This window comes from Rhodococcus daqingensis (assembly GCF_042665615.1).
Lineage (GTDB): Bacteria > Actinomycetota > Actinomycetes > Mycobacteriales > Mycobacteriaceae > Rhodococcus_G > Rhodococcus_G daqingensis.
Window position 1 is genome coordinate 126,835 of record NZ_JBHTCS010000009.1, and the last position, 15,596, is coordinate 142,430.

Below are 15,596 nucleotides of genomic sequence, written 5' to 3' on the forward strand. Positions count from 1 at the left end.
CGGCGCCACCGGCGGCGTCGGCCGCGTCACGGGCGGAGCGGTGGCCGTCGCCCCCTGACTGAAGCTGATCCCGCTCTCGGGCTGATACCCGCCGGATCGATCCTTCGGCGCACCCAGTTCGCCCGGTGCCGGCTGCCCGGGCTGCAGGCTGACCCGCCGCCTCCGGTACAGCGCCCAGCCCACGACGAGCGCGACGAGAAGGACGGCCACGACGGCCGCGATTGCGATCCAAGCTCCGGTAGTCACGCCCCCATCCTTTCAGGCACCGTTCCGACGCAGAAAGGCGACAGCCGCGCGGGCACCTGGCTCGCGCGGCTGTCCTGGGAAGTTCGGCCGGTCAGCGCGCGGTCGAGCGCCCCTTGGTGGCCATCCCGATGACGGCGGTCAGCAATCCGCCGACGGCGCCGCCCGCGCCGATCTGCGCGACGATCTGCCCGAAGTCCAGCCCGCTACCGGTGGCGGCCTGGATGATCGCACCGGTGATGCCGCCGCCGACCGCGCCGCTCGCACTGTTGACCGCGACCCCGAGACCCTTGTTGGCACCGGCGAGGTTGCCACCGACGAGGCCACCCAGAACACCCAACAGCCATTCCATGTAGAACTCCTTGTCGCTGATGCGAAGTCACCCACGATGGGCCTCACCGGAGCCTAGGCACCGCTGACCTGCACTTGCGGCAAATGCGTGGAAAGTTGATCTTGTGTCGTCCGAGGTGGGTGCCCCGAACCTCACTCCGCGACGGGCTGGGGCACCGCCAGGTTCTGCCCGCGCAGACGCTGCGAGATCACCTGGGTGATGCCGTCGCCGCGCATGCTGACGCCGTACAGCGCGTCGGCCACCTCCATGGTCGGCTTCTGGTGTGTGATGACGATGAGCTGCGACTTCTCGCGCAGCTGCTCGAACAGGCCGATCAGGCGCCGGAGGTTGGTGTCGTCGAGGGCAGCCTCCACCTCGTCCATCACGTAGAACGGGGAGGGCCGGGCACGGAAGATCGCCACCAGCATGGCCACCGCGGTCAGCGACTTCTCGCCACCGGAGAGCAGCGAGAGCCGCTTGACCTTCTTGCCTGGCGGACGCGCTTCCACCTCGATGCCGGTGGTGAGCATGTCGGAGGGATCGGTCAGCACCAGCCTGCCCTCGCCGCCGGGGAACAGTTTCGCGAACACCCCGACGAACTCGCGCTCGACGTCCAGCCACGCCTCGGTGAACACCTGCAGGATCCGGGCGTCGACGTCGGCGACCACCCCGAGCAGGTCCTTGCGCGCGGTCTTGACGTCCTCGAGCTGGGTGGCGAGAAAGTTGTAGCGTTCCTCGAGGGCCGCGAACTCCTCCAGCGCAAGGGGATTGACCTTGCCGAGGGTCGCGAGATCCCGCTCGGCCCGCTTGGCCCGCCGCTCCTGGGTGTCCCGGTCGTACGGCATCGGCGCGGGGGCGACCACCTGCTCGCCGCGCTCGCGAGCCTGCTCGTACTCGGCCATCTCCAGGGCGGACGGCGGCAGTGGCACCTCGGGTCCGTACTCCGCGATGAGGTCGTCCAGACCGATGCCGTGCTGCTCGGAGATGGTCTCCTCGAGCTGCTCGATCCGCAGCGCGGCCTGTGCGCGGGCGACCTCGTCGCGGTGCACGGCGTCGGTGAGCGCGGTCAGCTGCCCGGTGTACTGGCGCACCCGCTCCTTGACCGTCTCGAGCTGCTGCGTGCGTTCGGTCCGCTGCCGGGTCAGCTCGTCGCGGTGCGCCACCGCGGACGCGACCACCTCCTCCAGGTGAGCCGCGACCCGCCGGCCGGACTCCGCGACCGCGGCGGCAACCGCGGCCGCATTCTGCCGCGCGGCCATCGCCCGTTCGGCGCGTGCCCGGGCCTCCCGCTCCGCCTGTGCCGCGCGCCGCAGCGAATCAGCTTTACCCCGAACCGATTCCGACCGTTCCTCGGCGGTCCGGAGCGTCAGGCGCGCCTCCATCTCCACGGCCCGCACCTCGGCGAGCGCCGCGGCCGCGGCCTCCCGCTCGCCACTGCTGGGGTCGGTGGCCGCCGGATCGCCGTCCAGCGTCTGCTCCTGCTGGGCCAGCGCGAGGCGCTCCTCCAGCTCCTGCAGGGCTGCGACCGCCTCCTCGCGCCCGGACTCCGCCGCGGTCCGCTGGTTCGCCAGCCGCTCGGACTCGGCGTGTGCGGCGCGGGCCACCTGGCCGAGCCGGCCGAGCTGTTCATAGATCGCGGACAGCGCGGCGTCGGACTCGTTGAGCGCGGCGAGGGTCTGCTCGGCGGATTCCGCCCGGTGTTCGCGTTCCGCGGTGGCCCCGGACAGCGCGGCGGACAGCTCGTCGGCGCGACGCTCGGCGTCCACGAGGCCGGCCCTGGACGCGTCGATGGCCGACTGCACCTCGAGGGTGGAGGGACGCCGATCGGAGCCGCCGGTGATCCAGCCGGACCCGACGAGGTCGCCGTCCCTGGTGACGGCGCACAGTCCGGGTCGTCCGACCACGAGTTCGGCGGCCTCGTCGAGGGTGTCCACCACCGCGACCTCACCGAGCAGCGCGCTCAGCGCCCCGCGCAGGTTGTCGGGGTGTTCGACCAGGTCGAGGGCGCGCCGCGCGGATCCGGGCAACGCGGCGCCGTCGTGCGGCGGCGCCGCGGCGACGCCTCCGATGACCAGCGCGGCCCGGCCCCCGTCGGCCTCCTTGAGCGCCGTGACGGCCGCACTCGCGTCGATGACCGTCTGCGCCGCGACGGCGTCGGCGGCGGGCCCGAGCGCCGCGGCGATCGCCACCTCGTATCCGGGACTGATGCGGAGCATCCCGGCGAGCGGGCCGATCAATCCGTCCCCGGCGCGGTGTTCGATCAGCCAGGCCGCCCCGTCCTTCTGCTGCAACCCGATCGAGAGCGCCTCGATCCTGGCCCGCAGCGATGCGACTTCCTGGCCGGCTGCGCGCTCGGCGTCCTGCAGTTCGGTGACCCGCGCGGTGGCCGCCTCGAGGGCGGCGACGGCGCGTTCGTGCTGGGTGTCGAGCCCGAGTTCGCCCTCGTCCAGATCACCGATCTGGTTCTGCACGCCTTCGAATTCCGCCTGCGCCGCGTCGCCGCGGGCGCGCGCGTCCTCGATGGCCAGCGTCAGCCGCGCCACCTCCGCATCGACGGAGTCCGCGCGGGTGCGCAGGGTATCCACCTGACCGGAGAGCCGGGCCAGGCCCTCGCGACGGTCGGCGATGGCCCGGACGGCGGCCATGTGCGCGCGTTCGGCGGCGGCCGAGGCCTCCTCGTACTCGGTCAGCTGGTCCTTCGCGGCGTCGAGGGTGGCCCTGGCCATCTCCACCGCCGCCGCCAGCTCCGCCTCCTCGGCCGCGACGCGGTCGGCCTGCGCCTCGAGCTGGTCGGGGTCCTGTCCGCGGCTCGCGGCGGGCGCGCTGTCGAGGTGGCGGGCCCGTTCGGTGGCGATCCGGATGGTCGCGTTGACCCGCTCCGCCAGCGCGGAGAGCTGGAACCACGTCTGGCCGGCGGCCTCCGCGCTCGGGGTCAGACGGGCCACTGCCTGCTCGTGGGCGCCGAGCTCCGCGGACGCCGCCTCGAGCTCGGCCTGCACGTGCTCCTGCTGGGCGCGGGCCATCGCCTCGTCCTTGGACTGCGAGGCCAGCTCGGCCCGCCGGGTCACCAGGTCGTCGGCCGCCAACCGCAGCCGGGCGTCGCGCAGGTCGGCCTGCACGGTCTGCGCGCGGCGGGCGACCTCGGCCTGCCTGCTCAGCGGCTTGAGCTGACGGCGCAGTTCGGTCGTGAGGTCGGTCAGCCGGGCGAGGTTGGCCTGCATGGCGTCCAGCTTGCGGACGGCCTTTTCCTTGCGCTTGCGGTGCTTGAGGACGCCCGCGGCCTCCTCGATGAACGCGCGGCGGTCCTCCGGCCGGGACTCCAGGATGGCGGCCAGGCGGCCCTGGCCGACGATGACGTGCATCTCCCGGCCGATGCCGGAGTCGCTGAGCAGCTCCTGGACGTCCATCAGCCGGCACGAGCTGCCGTTGATCTCGTACTCGCCCGCGCCGTCGCGGAACATCCTCCGGGTGATCGAGACCTCGGAGTACTCGATCGGCAGCGCGCCGTCGGAGTTGTCGATGGTGAGCGTCACCTCGGCGCGGCCGAGCGGGGGCCGGCCGGAGGTGCCGGCGAAGATGACGTCTTCCATCTTGCCGCCGCGCAGCGCCTTCGCGCCCTGCTCGCCCATCACCCAGGTGAGGGCGTCGAGGATGTTCGACTTGCCGGACCCGTTCGGCCCGACGACGCAGGTGATGCCGGGTTCGAACCGCAGAGTCGTGGCGGACGCGAAGGATTTGAAGCCCTTCAGCGTCAGACTCTTGAGATGCATGGCGAATGACGTTACTGCACCGCACCGACCGACTCGGCCATTGAACGCCGCGCCGGGGCGAACACCAGACCTTCGCCCCGGCGCCTACGAGCTACCCCTGCGCGCCCGGGATCGGGGAGCCCACCGTGAACTTCGCACCGAACGGGTCGGTGATCTCCGCGGTCCGCCCGTACGGCATGTCGGTCGGGTCGTCCGCGGTCCCCCCGGCTGCTCGGGCCGCTGCGACCGCCGCGTTGGCGTCCTCCACCTGGAACAGCGTGCCCCAGGCCGATGCGGGCGCGCTCGGGTCACCGATGATGCCGCCGATCTCGTGTCCGTCCGGTCTGCGCAGGAACGTGAAGTCCATGCCGGGCAGGTCGTCGTTCCCATCGAGTGTGAAGTCGAACACCCCGGCGTAGAAGTCGCGAGCCGGGCCGGGATTCGGCGTCACCAGGTCGTTGCGCAGCAGCGTGTTCGGTTCGTTCACCAATTCGCATCCGACGTGCGCCTGCCCCTGCCACAGCCCGAACTGTCCACCCGAGGGATCTCGCATGATCGCCATCCGGCCCTGGCCCATCACGTCCATCGGCTCGACCAGCACGACACCGCCCGCGTCCCTGGATCGAGCGACCGTCTCGTCGACATCTTCGGTCGCCAGGTAGACGTTCCACCAGAAATCGGTCGCGTTCTCGTCGGGGTTCGGCATCAGCGCGGCGACCTTCTTCCCGCGCAACAGACACATCGTGTACCGCCCGGACTCTTCGGGTCCGACGTCGAACTCCCAGCCGAAGACCTGCCCGTAGAACGACATCGCCCTTTCCAGGTCGGGGATGCCCAGGTCGATCCAGGTGGGGGTGCCAAGCGGTTGGTTCGTCGTGACGGCGCTCATCGCTACTCCTCAACTGTCGGGTACGTCCGTCGACGCTAGCCTTCGGCACCGACAGGGACCCTGCATTACTCTCCCCCGAGTGATCGATGACGTGACCAGTTCCAAGGGGCTCCGGGCGGGGGCCCTGAGCCTGACCTCCAGCGTGGTGATCGGGGTGGCCTCCGCAGGCCCCGCCTACAGCATCGCCGCCACCCTCGGCCTCGTCGTCGCGGCGGTCGGGCTGCAAGCCCCCGTGGTCGCGTTGCTCGCGTTCGTCCCGATCCTGTTCGCCGCGCTCGGCTACAAGGAGCTCAACCGAGCCGACCCGGACTGCGGCACCACCTTCGTCTGGGCCACGCGTGCGTTTGGCCCCTCCTGGGGCTGGATGGCCGGCTGGGCCATCGTGGTCGCGGACGTACTGGTGATGGCGAGCATGGCCCAGGTCGCGGGCCAATACACCTTTCTCCTGTTCGGTGCGGACGGGATCGGCCACGATGCGACCAGTGTTTGGGTGCTGCAGCTCGGGGTCTCGTTCATGGTCGCGATGACCTACCTGTGCTTTCGCGGCATCGACATCTCGGCGCGCTTCCAGTCCGTGCTGCTGACGATCGAGTTCGTGGCGCTGGTGGTGTTCGCGGTGGTCGCCCTGGCCCGGGTGTGGCTCGGCAACGCGGGAGCCGCGGCGCTGACGCCGCAGTGGAGCTGGTTCAACCCCTTCGAGATCGGATCGTTCTCCACGTTCGTCAACGCGATCCTGTTGATGGTCTTCATCTACTGGGGCTGGGACTCGGTGGTGTCCGTGAACGAGGAGACGGTGGACTCACGGCACACCCCTGGCCGGTCCGCGGTCATCTCCACCGTCGTGCTCGTCTCGCTGTACGTGCTGGTGACGGTCGCCGCGCAGTCCTTCGCCGGAGTCGGCACCGAGGGCACGGGGCTGGCCAATCCCGAGCACTTCGACGATTTCTTCGCCGCGATCGGGACCGCGGTGTTCGGCGAGGGCCTGCTGGGGCAGCTGCTCGTGCAAGTGCTGTTGCTCATGATCCTCACCTCGGCGATCGCCTCGACGCAGACGACGATCCTGCCGACCGCCCGCACCACCCTGTCGATGGGCGTGTTCAAGGCGCTGCCGGACCGCTTCGCGACGGTGCATCCCCGATTCCTGACACCGACGGTGTCCACCCTCGCGATGGGCGCGGTGTCCGCGGGGCTCTACATCGCGTTCAACTTCGTCTCCGCGGGCAACCTGATCTTCGACTCGGTGTCCGCGATCGGGATCGCCGTCGGCTTCTACTACGGCATCACCGGGGTGTCCTGCGCCTGGCTGTACCGCGGCACCCTGCGCGAGGGCGGGCGCGCGCTGTGGATGCGGGTCGTCCTGCCGCTGCTCGGCGGCGCGATGCTGCTGTTCGCGGCCGGCTGGACGGCCGTCACCTCCTTCGCCGCGGACTACGGCGAGACCAGCTGGACGCTGCCGTTCGCCCCGCACTGGCAGATCGGTGGCGTGTTCATCCTCGGCGTCGGATCGATGCTGTTGGGCCTGCCGCTGATGTGGTGGTGGCGCAGCCGCAACCGGGCGTTCTTCGACGGCGAGACCATCGAGCGCCGAATGCCCGGATCCGAGGCCCGCGACCGCGAACCGGTCGCCTGAGGTCGCCCTTCGTCCCCGCTACGCCGGCGTCAGATGCGCTTGGCGGACGGCATGACCCGCTTGAGCACCTCGAGCATGGGGCGCTGGTACCACGACCCGAGGACGCGCACCATGAGGTCCAGCCCGCGGGCATCGCCCCCGACGAGCACCCGGGCCCGGTTCTTCGCGACGCCGTCGAGGATGATCTCCGCCGCCTTCTCCGGGCTCATCCTCAGCAGCTTCTCGTTGTAGAGCGCGGTCTCCGCCGCGTCCTTTGTCGGACCCGCGTGCCCGGCGTTGTCGGCGACGTTGGTCTTGACGCCTCCCGGGTGCACACACGTGACGCGCACGGGGTGTCCACCCGCAAGCATCTCCAGTCGCAACGACTCGGTGAACCCGCGCACCGCGAACTTCGCTGAGTTGTAGGCACTCTGGCGGGGCAGGGCGAGAATGCCGTAGAGGCTGGACGTATTGATCACGTGGCCGTCGCCCGACTCGATGAGATGCGGCAGGAAGGCCTTGGTGCCGTTGACGACGCCCCAATAGTCGACGTCGACGACCCGCTCGATGTCCTTGAACTCGGATTCGAGGATGGTGCCGGAGAAGGCGATTCCCGCATTGTTGTAGACCTGGTTGACGACGCCGAAATGTTCGACGACGGCATCGGCATACCGCAGGACCGATTCACGTTCGGACACGTCGAGCCGGTCCGACCTCACCTCGGCGCCCAATTCCTCGAGCAGCGCGACGGTCGCGGCGAGACCCTCGGTGTCCACGTCGGAGACCGCCAGCCGCGCCCCGCGGCGGGCCAGACCGAGTGCCAGAGTTCGCCCCATGCCGGAGCCTGCGCCGGTGACAACTGCGACCCGGCCTGCGAATTCGCTCATGCCGTCAACCTACCCCCACCGTGGGAGCGGGGCGTCCCTACAGGATCGCGACCGCGACGATCAGGCCGAGCGCGACATGCGCGGCGGCGACGACGAGCACCTCGGGGGTGAAGCGTTCCTCGGCGAGAACCTCGCCGATGTCGATGCCGGTGACCAGCTCGATGAACCGCACCGAGAACACCTGCGCGACGATCCCGAGCAGACCGAAGACCAGCGTGTAGATCAGCCCCTCGACCAGCTGGCCCGAGGACGCGAAGATGGCGAGCACGATGATCAGCGCCATGCTCACCATCCCGGCCGCGGTGACCGCGGCCGCGTTGGGCCTGCCCTCACGCACCAGCGTCCGCAGGTGGCCGGGTGTGGTCCAGTCGATGGCATAGAAGCCGAGGACCATCAGCACCAGGCCGACGATCGCGTAGAGCGCGATCGCGGCGACTCCCCTGCCCAGATCGGACCAGTAGTCGCTGCCCAGGGCCAGCACCTCAGTCGTCATCACTTGCTCCGTTTCGGTATGCGTCGGGGGTGGGAGAATGCTGTCGCTACTGCGGAATACGGTGCGGCACGAAGGCCGCACCGTCATCGGTGATCAGCCCCGAGGTCTCCCGGATGCCCAGCCCAGCGGCCGTGTCGCCGACGATCCAGGCGCCGAGCGCGGGCCTCATGCCGTCGAACTCCGGCAGCGGATCGAGCAACTGGTAGACGAAACCCTCGTCGCCGTAGATGCCGCCCGTGGTCGTCTCCATGCCCGCGCCCACGACCGAGATGTTCGCGCCCTCGCGGCCGAGCCTGGGCTTGCGCACGTACTCGGTGAGCTCGTGCGGGTCGTCGAGGTAGGCGGGCAACAGGTTCGGGTGTCCGGGGTACATGCCCCACAGCACGGCCAGGATCGCCTTGTTGCTCAGCAGCGTCTTCCACAGCGGTTCGATCCACATCGTCTCCGGAAGCAGCGCGAGGGCCTTCTTCCCGAAGTCGTCGTCGAGCACCCACTCCCAGGGGTACAGCTTGAACAGGGTCGAGATCGGTGCCTCTTCGAGGTCGACGAACCGGTGCAGGTCCTCGTCGTAGCCGATCTCCTCGATCGCGAGTGCCACCGTGTTCAGTCCCGCCTCGGCGGCGGTCTCCTGGAGATAGGCGACGGTGATGTTGTCCTCACCGCTGGCATCGGCGGACGACCACGAAAAATGGGCCTCGTCGCCGGGCAACCGGTCTCGGATCGCTCCCCATCGCTCGACCAGCGCCTCGTGGAGCGAGTTCCACTGGTCGTCGTCCGGGTGGGTGTCCTTGAGCCAATGCCATTGCAGGATGGACGCTTCGAGCAGCGTGGTCGGGGTGTCCGCGTTGTACTCGAGCAGCTTCGCGGGACGTCGACCGTCGTATCGGAGGTCGAATCGGCCGTAGACGTGCGGGTCGCTGCGACGCCAGGATTCGGCGATCGGACCCCAGGTCCACTCCGGCAGACCGAAGTCGGCGAATCGCTCGGTGAGGATCACGTGCTCGACCGCGTTGAGGCACATCGAGTGCAGCAGTTCGACATCCGCCTCGATCGCCAGGATCTCGTCCATCTCGAACTCGTAGTGCACCGACTCGTCCCAGTAGGGGCGGGCGGTGCCGTCGCCGAGCCGAGCCGGGGTGCCGTAGACCAGGCCCTGGGATTCGACGATCTTCTGCCACCCCGGACGCGGGGTGCTCCGGACTCTGCGCACGTCAGCTCCCACCGCTGCCGGTCGACTTACTGCCGAACCCGCCGCGCTGAATCGTGGTGCCGGACTTGGTCACGACGGTGGTGGACCCCTTGGGGGTGACGACCGTGCCGCCGGTCATCTTGGTGCCCACGCCGCCGCTGCTGCCACCGTAGTAGTAGCGATACGGCGAGCCAGCGAAGATGAACATGCCTGCCATGCCGCCGGTGCCGGGTGTCCCTGTCGTGCAGTACTTCTCGTCGACCTCGACCTCGGTGTTCGGGTCGATACAGGTGGCCTCGACCTCGTCAGAGGACAGCGCGGTGTACCCGAGCGCGACGAGCCCGACCACGCCGACCACCGCGACGCCACCGATCAGTCCCTTGCGCCGCTTCTTGCGGCGTTCCTCGGCCTTGGCCGCGGCCTCTGCCGCCAGCCGCTCCTGCTCGGCGCGGTCCTTGCGGGCCTTGTCCCTGGCGCGCGCCTCCCCGACAGTGGGGGGACGGGGAACGGTGGTCCCTGCTTCCTGACGCCGGATCCGGCCGGCGGAGGGAGCCTGCGTGGTCTCGTCGCCGGCATCCGACCCGGCGGCGGCTGCCGACTGGTCCCCGCCGTTCCGGTCGTCGGGTTCGCCCTGATCGGGTCCCACTCGTCCCTCCCCATCCTCTGACGTCTTCGCACCGAGATTAGCGTTCGTCGAAACCGGTGAGGTTCCCCGTGGCCTCCGACCAGCTCTCCACCACGAGATCGACCTGTCCGGGTGTCGAACCAGACCGGAGCAGCTCCAGCAGCAGCTCGCACTGCGGCCGGGGCCCCTCAGCGATCACGAGCACCCGGCCGTCCGGGCGATTGGTGGCGTGCCCGACCAGGCCGAGTTCGAGTGCCCTCGACCGCGCCCACCACCGAAATCCCACGCCCTGCACGAACCCGTGCACCCAGGCGGTCAGGCGCACCTGCTCCGGTGGGCGCATCGGAGGCTCGCTCAGCTGCTCTTCGGCGGCACGAGCTTGTGCACGCTGCCGTCAAAGCTGGTGGTGTACAACGCCGCCGGATCCCAGCCGGGGCCGGATCCGAACCGGACGGAGCTCGTCAGCGGCAGATCGGAGCCGATCTCGCAGGTGGTACCGGTGGCGGGATCGACCCGCACGACCTTGCCCGCACCGTTGAGCGCCATGTACACGTTGCCGTCGGCCCCGACAGTGAGGTCGTCACCCGCGTTGGTCGCACCGGAACCCGCGACCTTCAGGGTGCGGATCGTGCCGGTGAGATCGGTTGCGTCCAACTCCCGGATCTCGGTGTTCGAATCAAAGGTGTTGCCGACGTAGATGGCCGCGCCGTCCGCCGACACGGCGAGGCCGTTGGCGGAGCCGAGGTCGGTGCGCACCGACGCGGGCGTGTGCGGCTGCGCGGCCGGGATGCGCGTCAGGCCCTGGTCGGACCCGAGGTTCCTGGTGACGAGCAGGTCACCGTTCGCCAGCCGGGCCAGCCCGTTCGGCATGGTCAGGCCCTTGGCGACGGTCGTCTGCTCGCCGGTGTCCAGGTTCACGGACTCGACGGTGCCGTTCTTGCTGTTCGACAGGCCCGCCATCGCGGTGTTCCCGGTGGTGAACAGGACGTTGTCGCCGTGCAGCACGATGCCGCCAGGTCCGGTGAAGTCCGACACCAGCGTTCCGGTCTTGCCGGCCGGGCTCAGCGTGCGGATGGCACCGTCGCCGAACAGGGTGCCCTCCGACAACAGCATCTTCCCGCGGCCGTCGAACGCGAGGTTCTCCAGCATGCCGAACCCGCTGGCGACCTCGCTCGCCGTCCACGGCGTACAGGTCTGCGCGGCGGTGACCGCGGCGGCCGGGGACGACGTCGTGGTCGCGGCGGCGGGGGCGGGCGCCGGGCTCGCGGGCGCCGACGTCGCGGAGGTCGACGTCGCGACCGGCGCGGGAGTCGTCGACGAAACGGCCGACGGCGCAGCCGATCCCGGCAACGGCGCGGTCAGGCCCGGCAGCGAGAAGGGCGGCGCGACGGCCGGTGTCGCAGCGACGGTGGTCGTCGTCGGGGCGGCGGGAGTCGCCGTCGCGGTGGGCGTCGCCGTCGCGGTGGTCGGCGTCGGGGCGGCGGGAGTCGACGTCACCGTGGTCGTCGCCGGCGCGGCGGGAGCGGGCTCGGCGGGAGCAGGCTGGGCGACGGCGATCGGGGCACCCACGACCGCGCCGGTGACCACGAGGGCACCGACCATCGCAACACGAGAGAGCAACATGGCGCCTATTTGATCACGAATCAGTTTCAACCGTCAGGTTCACCACGGTGCCACTTTTCAGAGTTCGTCCGACCGTGCACACCTTGTCCACCGATTTGAGCACCACGGTGACCAGACGCTCCTGCGCCTCGGCGTCGAGTTCGCTGAGATCGACCTCGATGACCTCATCGATTCGGGGGTACACCTCGTTCTCCCGGTCCGCAGCGCCCGACACCCGCACGGTCGCGTCGTAGTTGTCCCCGAGCCTGCGCGAGAGCGGCAGGTCCGAGCTCATGCCGCTGCACGCGGCCAGCGCGATCTTCAGCAGCTCACCGGGAGTGAACACGCCGTCGACCGTCTCCGAGCCGATCAGCACCTCGGCGCCGCGCGAGCTGCGGCCCGTGTAGCGGCGCGTACCGGTGCGCTCGACCCACAACTCGGTGGACGCGGCGGGGACGGGAACGGAACTCTGATCAGCCATGCCCCGAATCCTGCCATCTCACGAAGTCGGCTCCACAGCCGACGTACGGCCTCAGCCGTCCTTGACGGTGGTGGACCGGAACTCGGTCGTCAGCCGGTCGGTGGAGGAGGGCGTGTCGTCCCAGGCCTGGATTCCCCTGATGTCCGGCATCTCCGAGCGGTTGAAGACCGGGTCGAGTCCCTGCTTGCGCTGATCGGTGTAGTGCCGCATCAGCCGGAACGCCAGCACCGACAGCGGTGCGATCGCGACCAGGTTGATCGTCGCCATCACCCCCATCGACAGGTCCGCCAGGCTCCATATCAGCGGTAGCGATCCGACGGCACCGCCGAAGGCGCACAAGACCACCAGCACCCGGAACCCCTGGAGCGCGCCGGTCGACGGTGTCAGGAACCCGATGTTGGACTCACCGTAGTAGTAGTTGCCGATCACCGAGGTGAAGGCCAGGAAGAAGATCGCCACGGTGAGGAAGTGAATCGTCCACTCCCCGAGATGCTCCGCGAGGGCGAGCTGGGTGAGCGATGCGCCTGCCTCGGTCCCGTAGTCGGGGTTGGCCAGCAGGATGATGAACGCGGTCATCGTGCACACGAGCAGGGTGTCGAAGTACACACCGAGACTCTGGACCAGGCCCTGTTTCGCCGGGTGGGAGATCGACGCGGTGGCGCCCGCATTCGGTGCCGATCCCATGCCCGCCTCGTTGGAGAACAGGCCCCGCCGCACGCCCTGCATGATCGCCGCGCCGATGCCGCCGCCGACCACTTCCCTGATCCCGAACGCGTTCGCCACGATGAGGTTCAACATCTCGGGCACCCGGCCGATGTTCATCAGCACCACGATCAGGCCGAGCAGCAGGTAGATCCCGGCGACGAAGGGCACCACCACCTGCGAGACAGACGAGATCCGGCGCACGCCACCGAAGATCACCGCCGCCGTGAGCGCCGCGACCACCACGCCGACGATCACGTTCCACGCACCGTCCGGCCCACCCACCGAGGTGCCGACGGCATCCGCGATCGAATTGGACTGCACGGCAACGAACACGAACCCGTAGGTGACGGTGATGACCACCGCGAAGATCGCGCCCATCCACCGCTTTCCGAGCCCGTACTGCATGTAGTACGCCGGACCGCCACGGAAGCTGTCCTTGTCGCGGACCTTGTACAACTGTCCGAGGGTGGATTCGACGAAGGCGGTGGCACCTCCGACGATCGCCATCGCCCACATCCAGAAGATCGCGCCGGGTCCGCCGACACTGATCGCGATCGCGACGCCCGCGATGTTGCCGGTGCCCACCCGCGAGGCCGCCGAGATGGAGAACGCGCGGAACGAGGAGATCCCGGGGCGACCGTCCGCGAGGTCGTCTGGCTTGTCGGTGATGACCCGGAACATCTCCCGTATCAGGCGAACCTGGACGAAGCGGGACCGGATCGAGAAGTACAGGCCGAGGCCCACGAGCAGGGCGATGATCAGGTACCAGAACTTGTCGTTGACTGCGGAGACGAAGTCTGTCGCCGTGTCCATGAGGGATCCTCTGCTGTCGGAGGTCGATCCTGACAGCGAGGATCATCGCCCCGGGCCGTACGAACGACAACATGCCACGCGGGCATCGAACGCGATCCGCACCCGAATCCACGGGTGGCGGTGCGCTATCGCCGAGTCGGCGCTTGCGCGCCCGGCCCGATGTCGGCCGCCACCGAGGGGCGCGAGCCGGCGAGTTCGGCGAACAACGCGACAACCGGCTGCGGTCGGCCGTAGTAGTAACCCTGTGCGAGGGGAAAGCCCAGCTCCGTGAGAAGAGCGGCCTGCTCCGCAGTTTCGACGCCTTCGGCAATCACCGGGAGGCCCAGCGCGACGCTCAGCGCAGCGATGACGCTCAGCAGGGGCGGCGCAGTCGAATTGGGCGCTATGGACGAGACGAAAGAACGGTCGAGCTTGAGGAAGTCGCTCGGGAGGGCTTCCACTCTGCTCAGCGAGGAGTACCCGGTACCAAAATCGTCGATGGCGATCCGGATACCCCGCTCGCGAAGCCGGCGCACGCTCGCGATGGCGGCGGGCGAGTCTGCGTCGAGCACACTTTCGGTCACCTCGAGCACGAGCTGAGTCGGCGGCCACCCGGTCGCGCGCAGCACCTCGTCGACTCGTGCGACATAGCCCTTCTCGGCTATCTCGAGGCCGGACACGTTGACGTTCAACATCAGGGCATGGCCGCCCACGGCGTCTTGCAGGATGGCCGCATCCAGGCAGGCCCGCCGGAGCACGAACCAGTCCAGACTCCCGATGAGATCGTTTTCCTCGGCGACCCGAATCACTTCCCTGGGAGTGATGTCGGGCCGGGTGGTCGACGTCCACCGCAGCAGCGCCTCGACCCCCACGGTGGTGCCGTCGGGGAGGCTCACGATGGGCTGATACTGCACGTCGAGCGCGCCACGTTCCATGGCCTCGCGAAGCTCGATCGCGAGGGGAGGTCGCTCAGACATTTCGAGGACAGTTCGATTGCGCCCCGCCTGCTTGGCCCGGTACAGCCCGACATCGGCTCGGCAGACGAGGAGGGACGCGGACTCACCCGGCTGCCAGGAGGTGACTCCCGCAGAGCATCCCGGCGCGATCGACTGGCGCAGCTGCTCGGTCAGCGAGATCGCGTCCTGCTCCGTCGCATCCGGAAGTAGCAACGCAAATTCGTCGCCGCCGTACCGCGCCAGTATCCGGCCTGTCCCGAGCAGTCTCGACCAGGAGTCGGCGACCTGCCGGAGCACGGCGTCGCCTGCGCGGTGGCCGTGCTGATCGTTGATCGTCTTGAAGCGGTCGAGGTCGAACATGATCAATGCGGGCCGCCGTCCGGTGCGCGCCGCGCGGGTGATCTCGAGGCTCAGCGTTCGGTCGAACCCTCTCCGGTTCAGCAATCCGGTCAGGACGTCGACTTCCGCGTCTGAGGCCAACCGGCGCAACACCCCCACCACGCATCCGACCACCACCGTCACGCCCGATGCGATCAGGCCGGACCACCAGGGCAATCCGGGACGTACGGCCAGCACCGTCATGCAACAGGCAACGGCGAAGATCATGTGGCCTGCTGCCATCGGCCAGGAGAAGAAGAACGATGCGTCGCAGGCGATGAACACATAGAAAGACGCCAGCGACACCGCCGCGATGGAACTGGTCGATTCATACATCGCCACCGAGATGAGCACGGTGGCGACGGCGACGAGCGGGTGATAGAAGGACGGCTCCAGACGCTCCCCCCACACCAAGACCCCGACCCCGAAGCAGACGGCGGCCACAGCCGACCCGTAGACCACAGCGAGATTGCCGGGTCCGTCGGGCATCAGGGCGGTGAGCGTGAGGCCGAGGAGACCGCCGATGAGAAAGAATCCGCCGGTGGTCCGGGCCATGACCGTAGGGGTGGTCAGCGCCGACGGCATCCGTGCCCGTGCAGCGACCTCACCCCGCAGTCCGGGTAGTTCCACCGTGATCACACTTACATCGATCGAACTGGCGCGACCC

14 protein-coding genes and 1 pseudogene (1 of these 15 running past the window's edge) are annotated in these 15,596 nt (G+C 69.2%); 2 read left to right on the top strand and 13 right to left on the bottom strand.

The genetic code is table 11. From position 1 onward, the window contains the following. From ftsY to ACFQS9_RS05085, 4 genes and pseudogenes are all read right to left on the bottom strand, one after another. A pseudogene (gene ftsY / locus ACFQS9_RS05070) lies at positions 1-246 on the bottom strand (signal recognition particle-docking protein FtsY) (it extends 1,079 nt beyond the left edge of the window). 91 nt (positions 247-337) lie between these two features. Continuing rightward, entirely contained in the window at positions 338-595 is a 258-nt protein-coding gene (locus tag ACFQS9_RS05075; protein WP_378402204.1) for a hypothetical protein, read from the bottom strand. A 131-nt stretch (positions 596-726) separates the two neighbouring features. Further along, positions 727-4,344 (bottom strand): chromosome segregation protein SMC, encoded by a 3,618-nt coding sequence (gene smc, locus ACFQS9_RS05080; protein WP_378402206.1) that lies wholly within the window; start codon positions 4,342-4,344, stop codon positions 727-729. A 91-nt stretch (positions 4,345-4,435) separates the two neighbouring features. Beyond that, positions 4,436-5,212, bottom strand: a complete 777-nt coding sequence (locus ACFQS9_RS05085) for a VOC family protein (protein ID WP_378402208.1) — start codon at positions 5,210-5,212, stop codon at positions 4,436-4,438. A 79-nt stretch (positions 5,213-5,291) separates the two neighbouring features. Here ACFQS9_RS05085 and ACFQS9_RS05090 point away from each other — a divergent pair, with 79 nt between their 5' ends. After that, positions 5,292-6,842, top strand: a complete 1,551-nt coding sequence (locus ACFQS9_RS05090; protein ID WP_378402210.1) for an APC family permease — start codon at positions 5,292-5,294, stop codon at positions 6,840-6,842. 29 nt (positions 6,843-6,871) lie between these two features. Here ACFQS9_RS05090 and ACFQS9_RS05095 read toward each other — a convergent pair whose 3' ends face one another. From ACFQS9_RS05095 to ACFQS9_RS05120, 6 genes are read right to left on the bottom strand one after another with little or no spacing between them, the layout of a single operon-like run. Beyond that, on the bottom strand, positions 6,872-7,708 hold the full coding sequence (locus ACFQS9_RS05095) for an SDR family NAD(P)-dependent oxidoreductase (protein WP_378402212.1): 837 nt from the start codon (positions 7,706-7,708) through the stop codon (positions 6,872-6,874). A gap of 37 nt (positions 7,709-7,745) precedes the next feature. After that, entirely contained in the window at positions 7,746-8,201 is a 456-nt protein-coding gene (locus tag ACFQS9_RS05100; protein ID WP_378402214.1) for a DUF350 domain-containing protein, read from the bottom strand. Between the two features lie 46 nt (positions 8,202-8,247). Next, positions 8,248-9,411, bottom strand: coding sequence for a glutathionylspermidine synthase family protein (locus tag ACFQS9_RS05105; RefSeq protein ID WP_378402216.1), 1,164 nt, complete (start codon positions 9,409-9,411; stop codon positions 8,248-8,250). A 1-nt stretch (position 9,412) separates the two neighbouring features. Beyond that, positions 9,413-10,036, bottom strand: a complete 624-nt coding sequence (locus tag ACFQS9_RS05110) for a hypothetical protein (RefSeq protein WP_378402218.1) — start codon at positions 10,034-10,036, stop codon at positions 9,413-9,415. Between the two features lie 37 nt (positions 10,037-10,073). Next, positions 10,074-10,358 carry an acylphosphatase gene (locus ACFQS9_RS05115; protein ID WP_378402220.1) on the bottom strand — a complete coding sequence of 95 codons (285 nt, stop codon included), beginning with the start codon at positions 10,356-10,358 and terminating at the stop codon, positions 10,074-10,076. 11 nt (positions 10,359-10,369) lie between these two features. After that, on the bottom strand, positions 10,370-11,164 hold the full coding sequence (locus ACFQS9_RS05120; protein ID WP_378402222.1) for an SMP-30/gluconolactonase/LRE family protein: 795 nt from the start codon (positions 11,162-11,164) through the stop codon (positions 10,370-10,372). Here ACFQS9_RS05120 and ACFQS9_RS05125 point away from each other — a divergent pair. After that, positions 11,163-11,651: a hypothetical protein gene (locus tag ACFQS9_RS05125; protein WP_378402224.1), complete on the top strand. Its 489-nt coding sequence runs from the start codon at positions 11,163-11,165 to the stop codon at positions 11,649-11,651. The two genes, ACFQS9_RS05120 and ACFQS9_RS05125, sit on opposite strands and share 2 nt — an antisense overlap. On the opposite strand, the gene ACFQS9_RS05130 is transcribed toward ACFQS9_RS05125, so the two are convergent. From ACFQS9_RS05130 to ACFQS9_RS05140, 3 genes are all read right to left on the bottom strand, one after another. Further along, the gene (locus ACFQS9_RS05130) at positions 11,652-12,098 is read right to left on the bottom strand and encodes an OsmC family protein (protein ID WP_378402226.1); all 447 of its coding nucleotides are present in this window, start codon (positions 12,096-12,098) and stop codon (positions 11,652-11,654) included. Between the two features lie 51 nt (positions 12,099-12,149). Next, a complete protein-coding gene (locus ACFQS9_RS05135) occupies positions 12,150-13,616 on the bottom strand; it encodes an alanine/glycine:cation symporter family protein (protein WP_378402228.1) in 1,467 nt (488 codons plus the stop codon). Positions 13,617-13,741: 125 nt separating this feature from the next. After that, complete coding sequence (locus ACFQS9_RS05140) at positions 13,742-15,559, bottom strand: putative bifunctional diguanylate cyclase/phosphodiesterase (RefSeq protein ID WP_378402230.1); 1,818 nt, start codon at positions 15,557-15,559, stop codon at positions 13,742-13,744. Between the last annotated feature and the right edge of the window lie 37 nt (positions 15,560-15,596).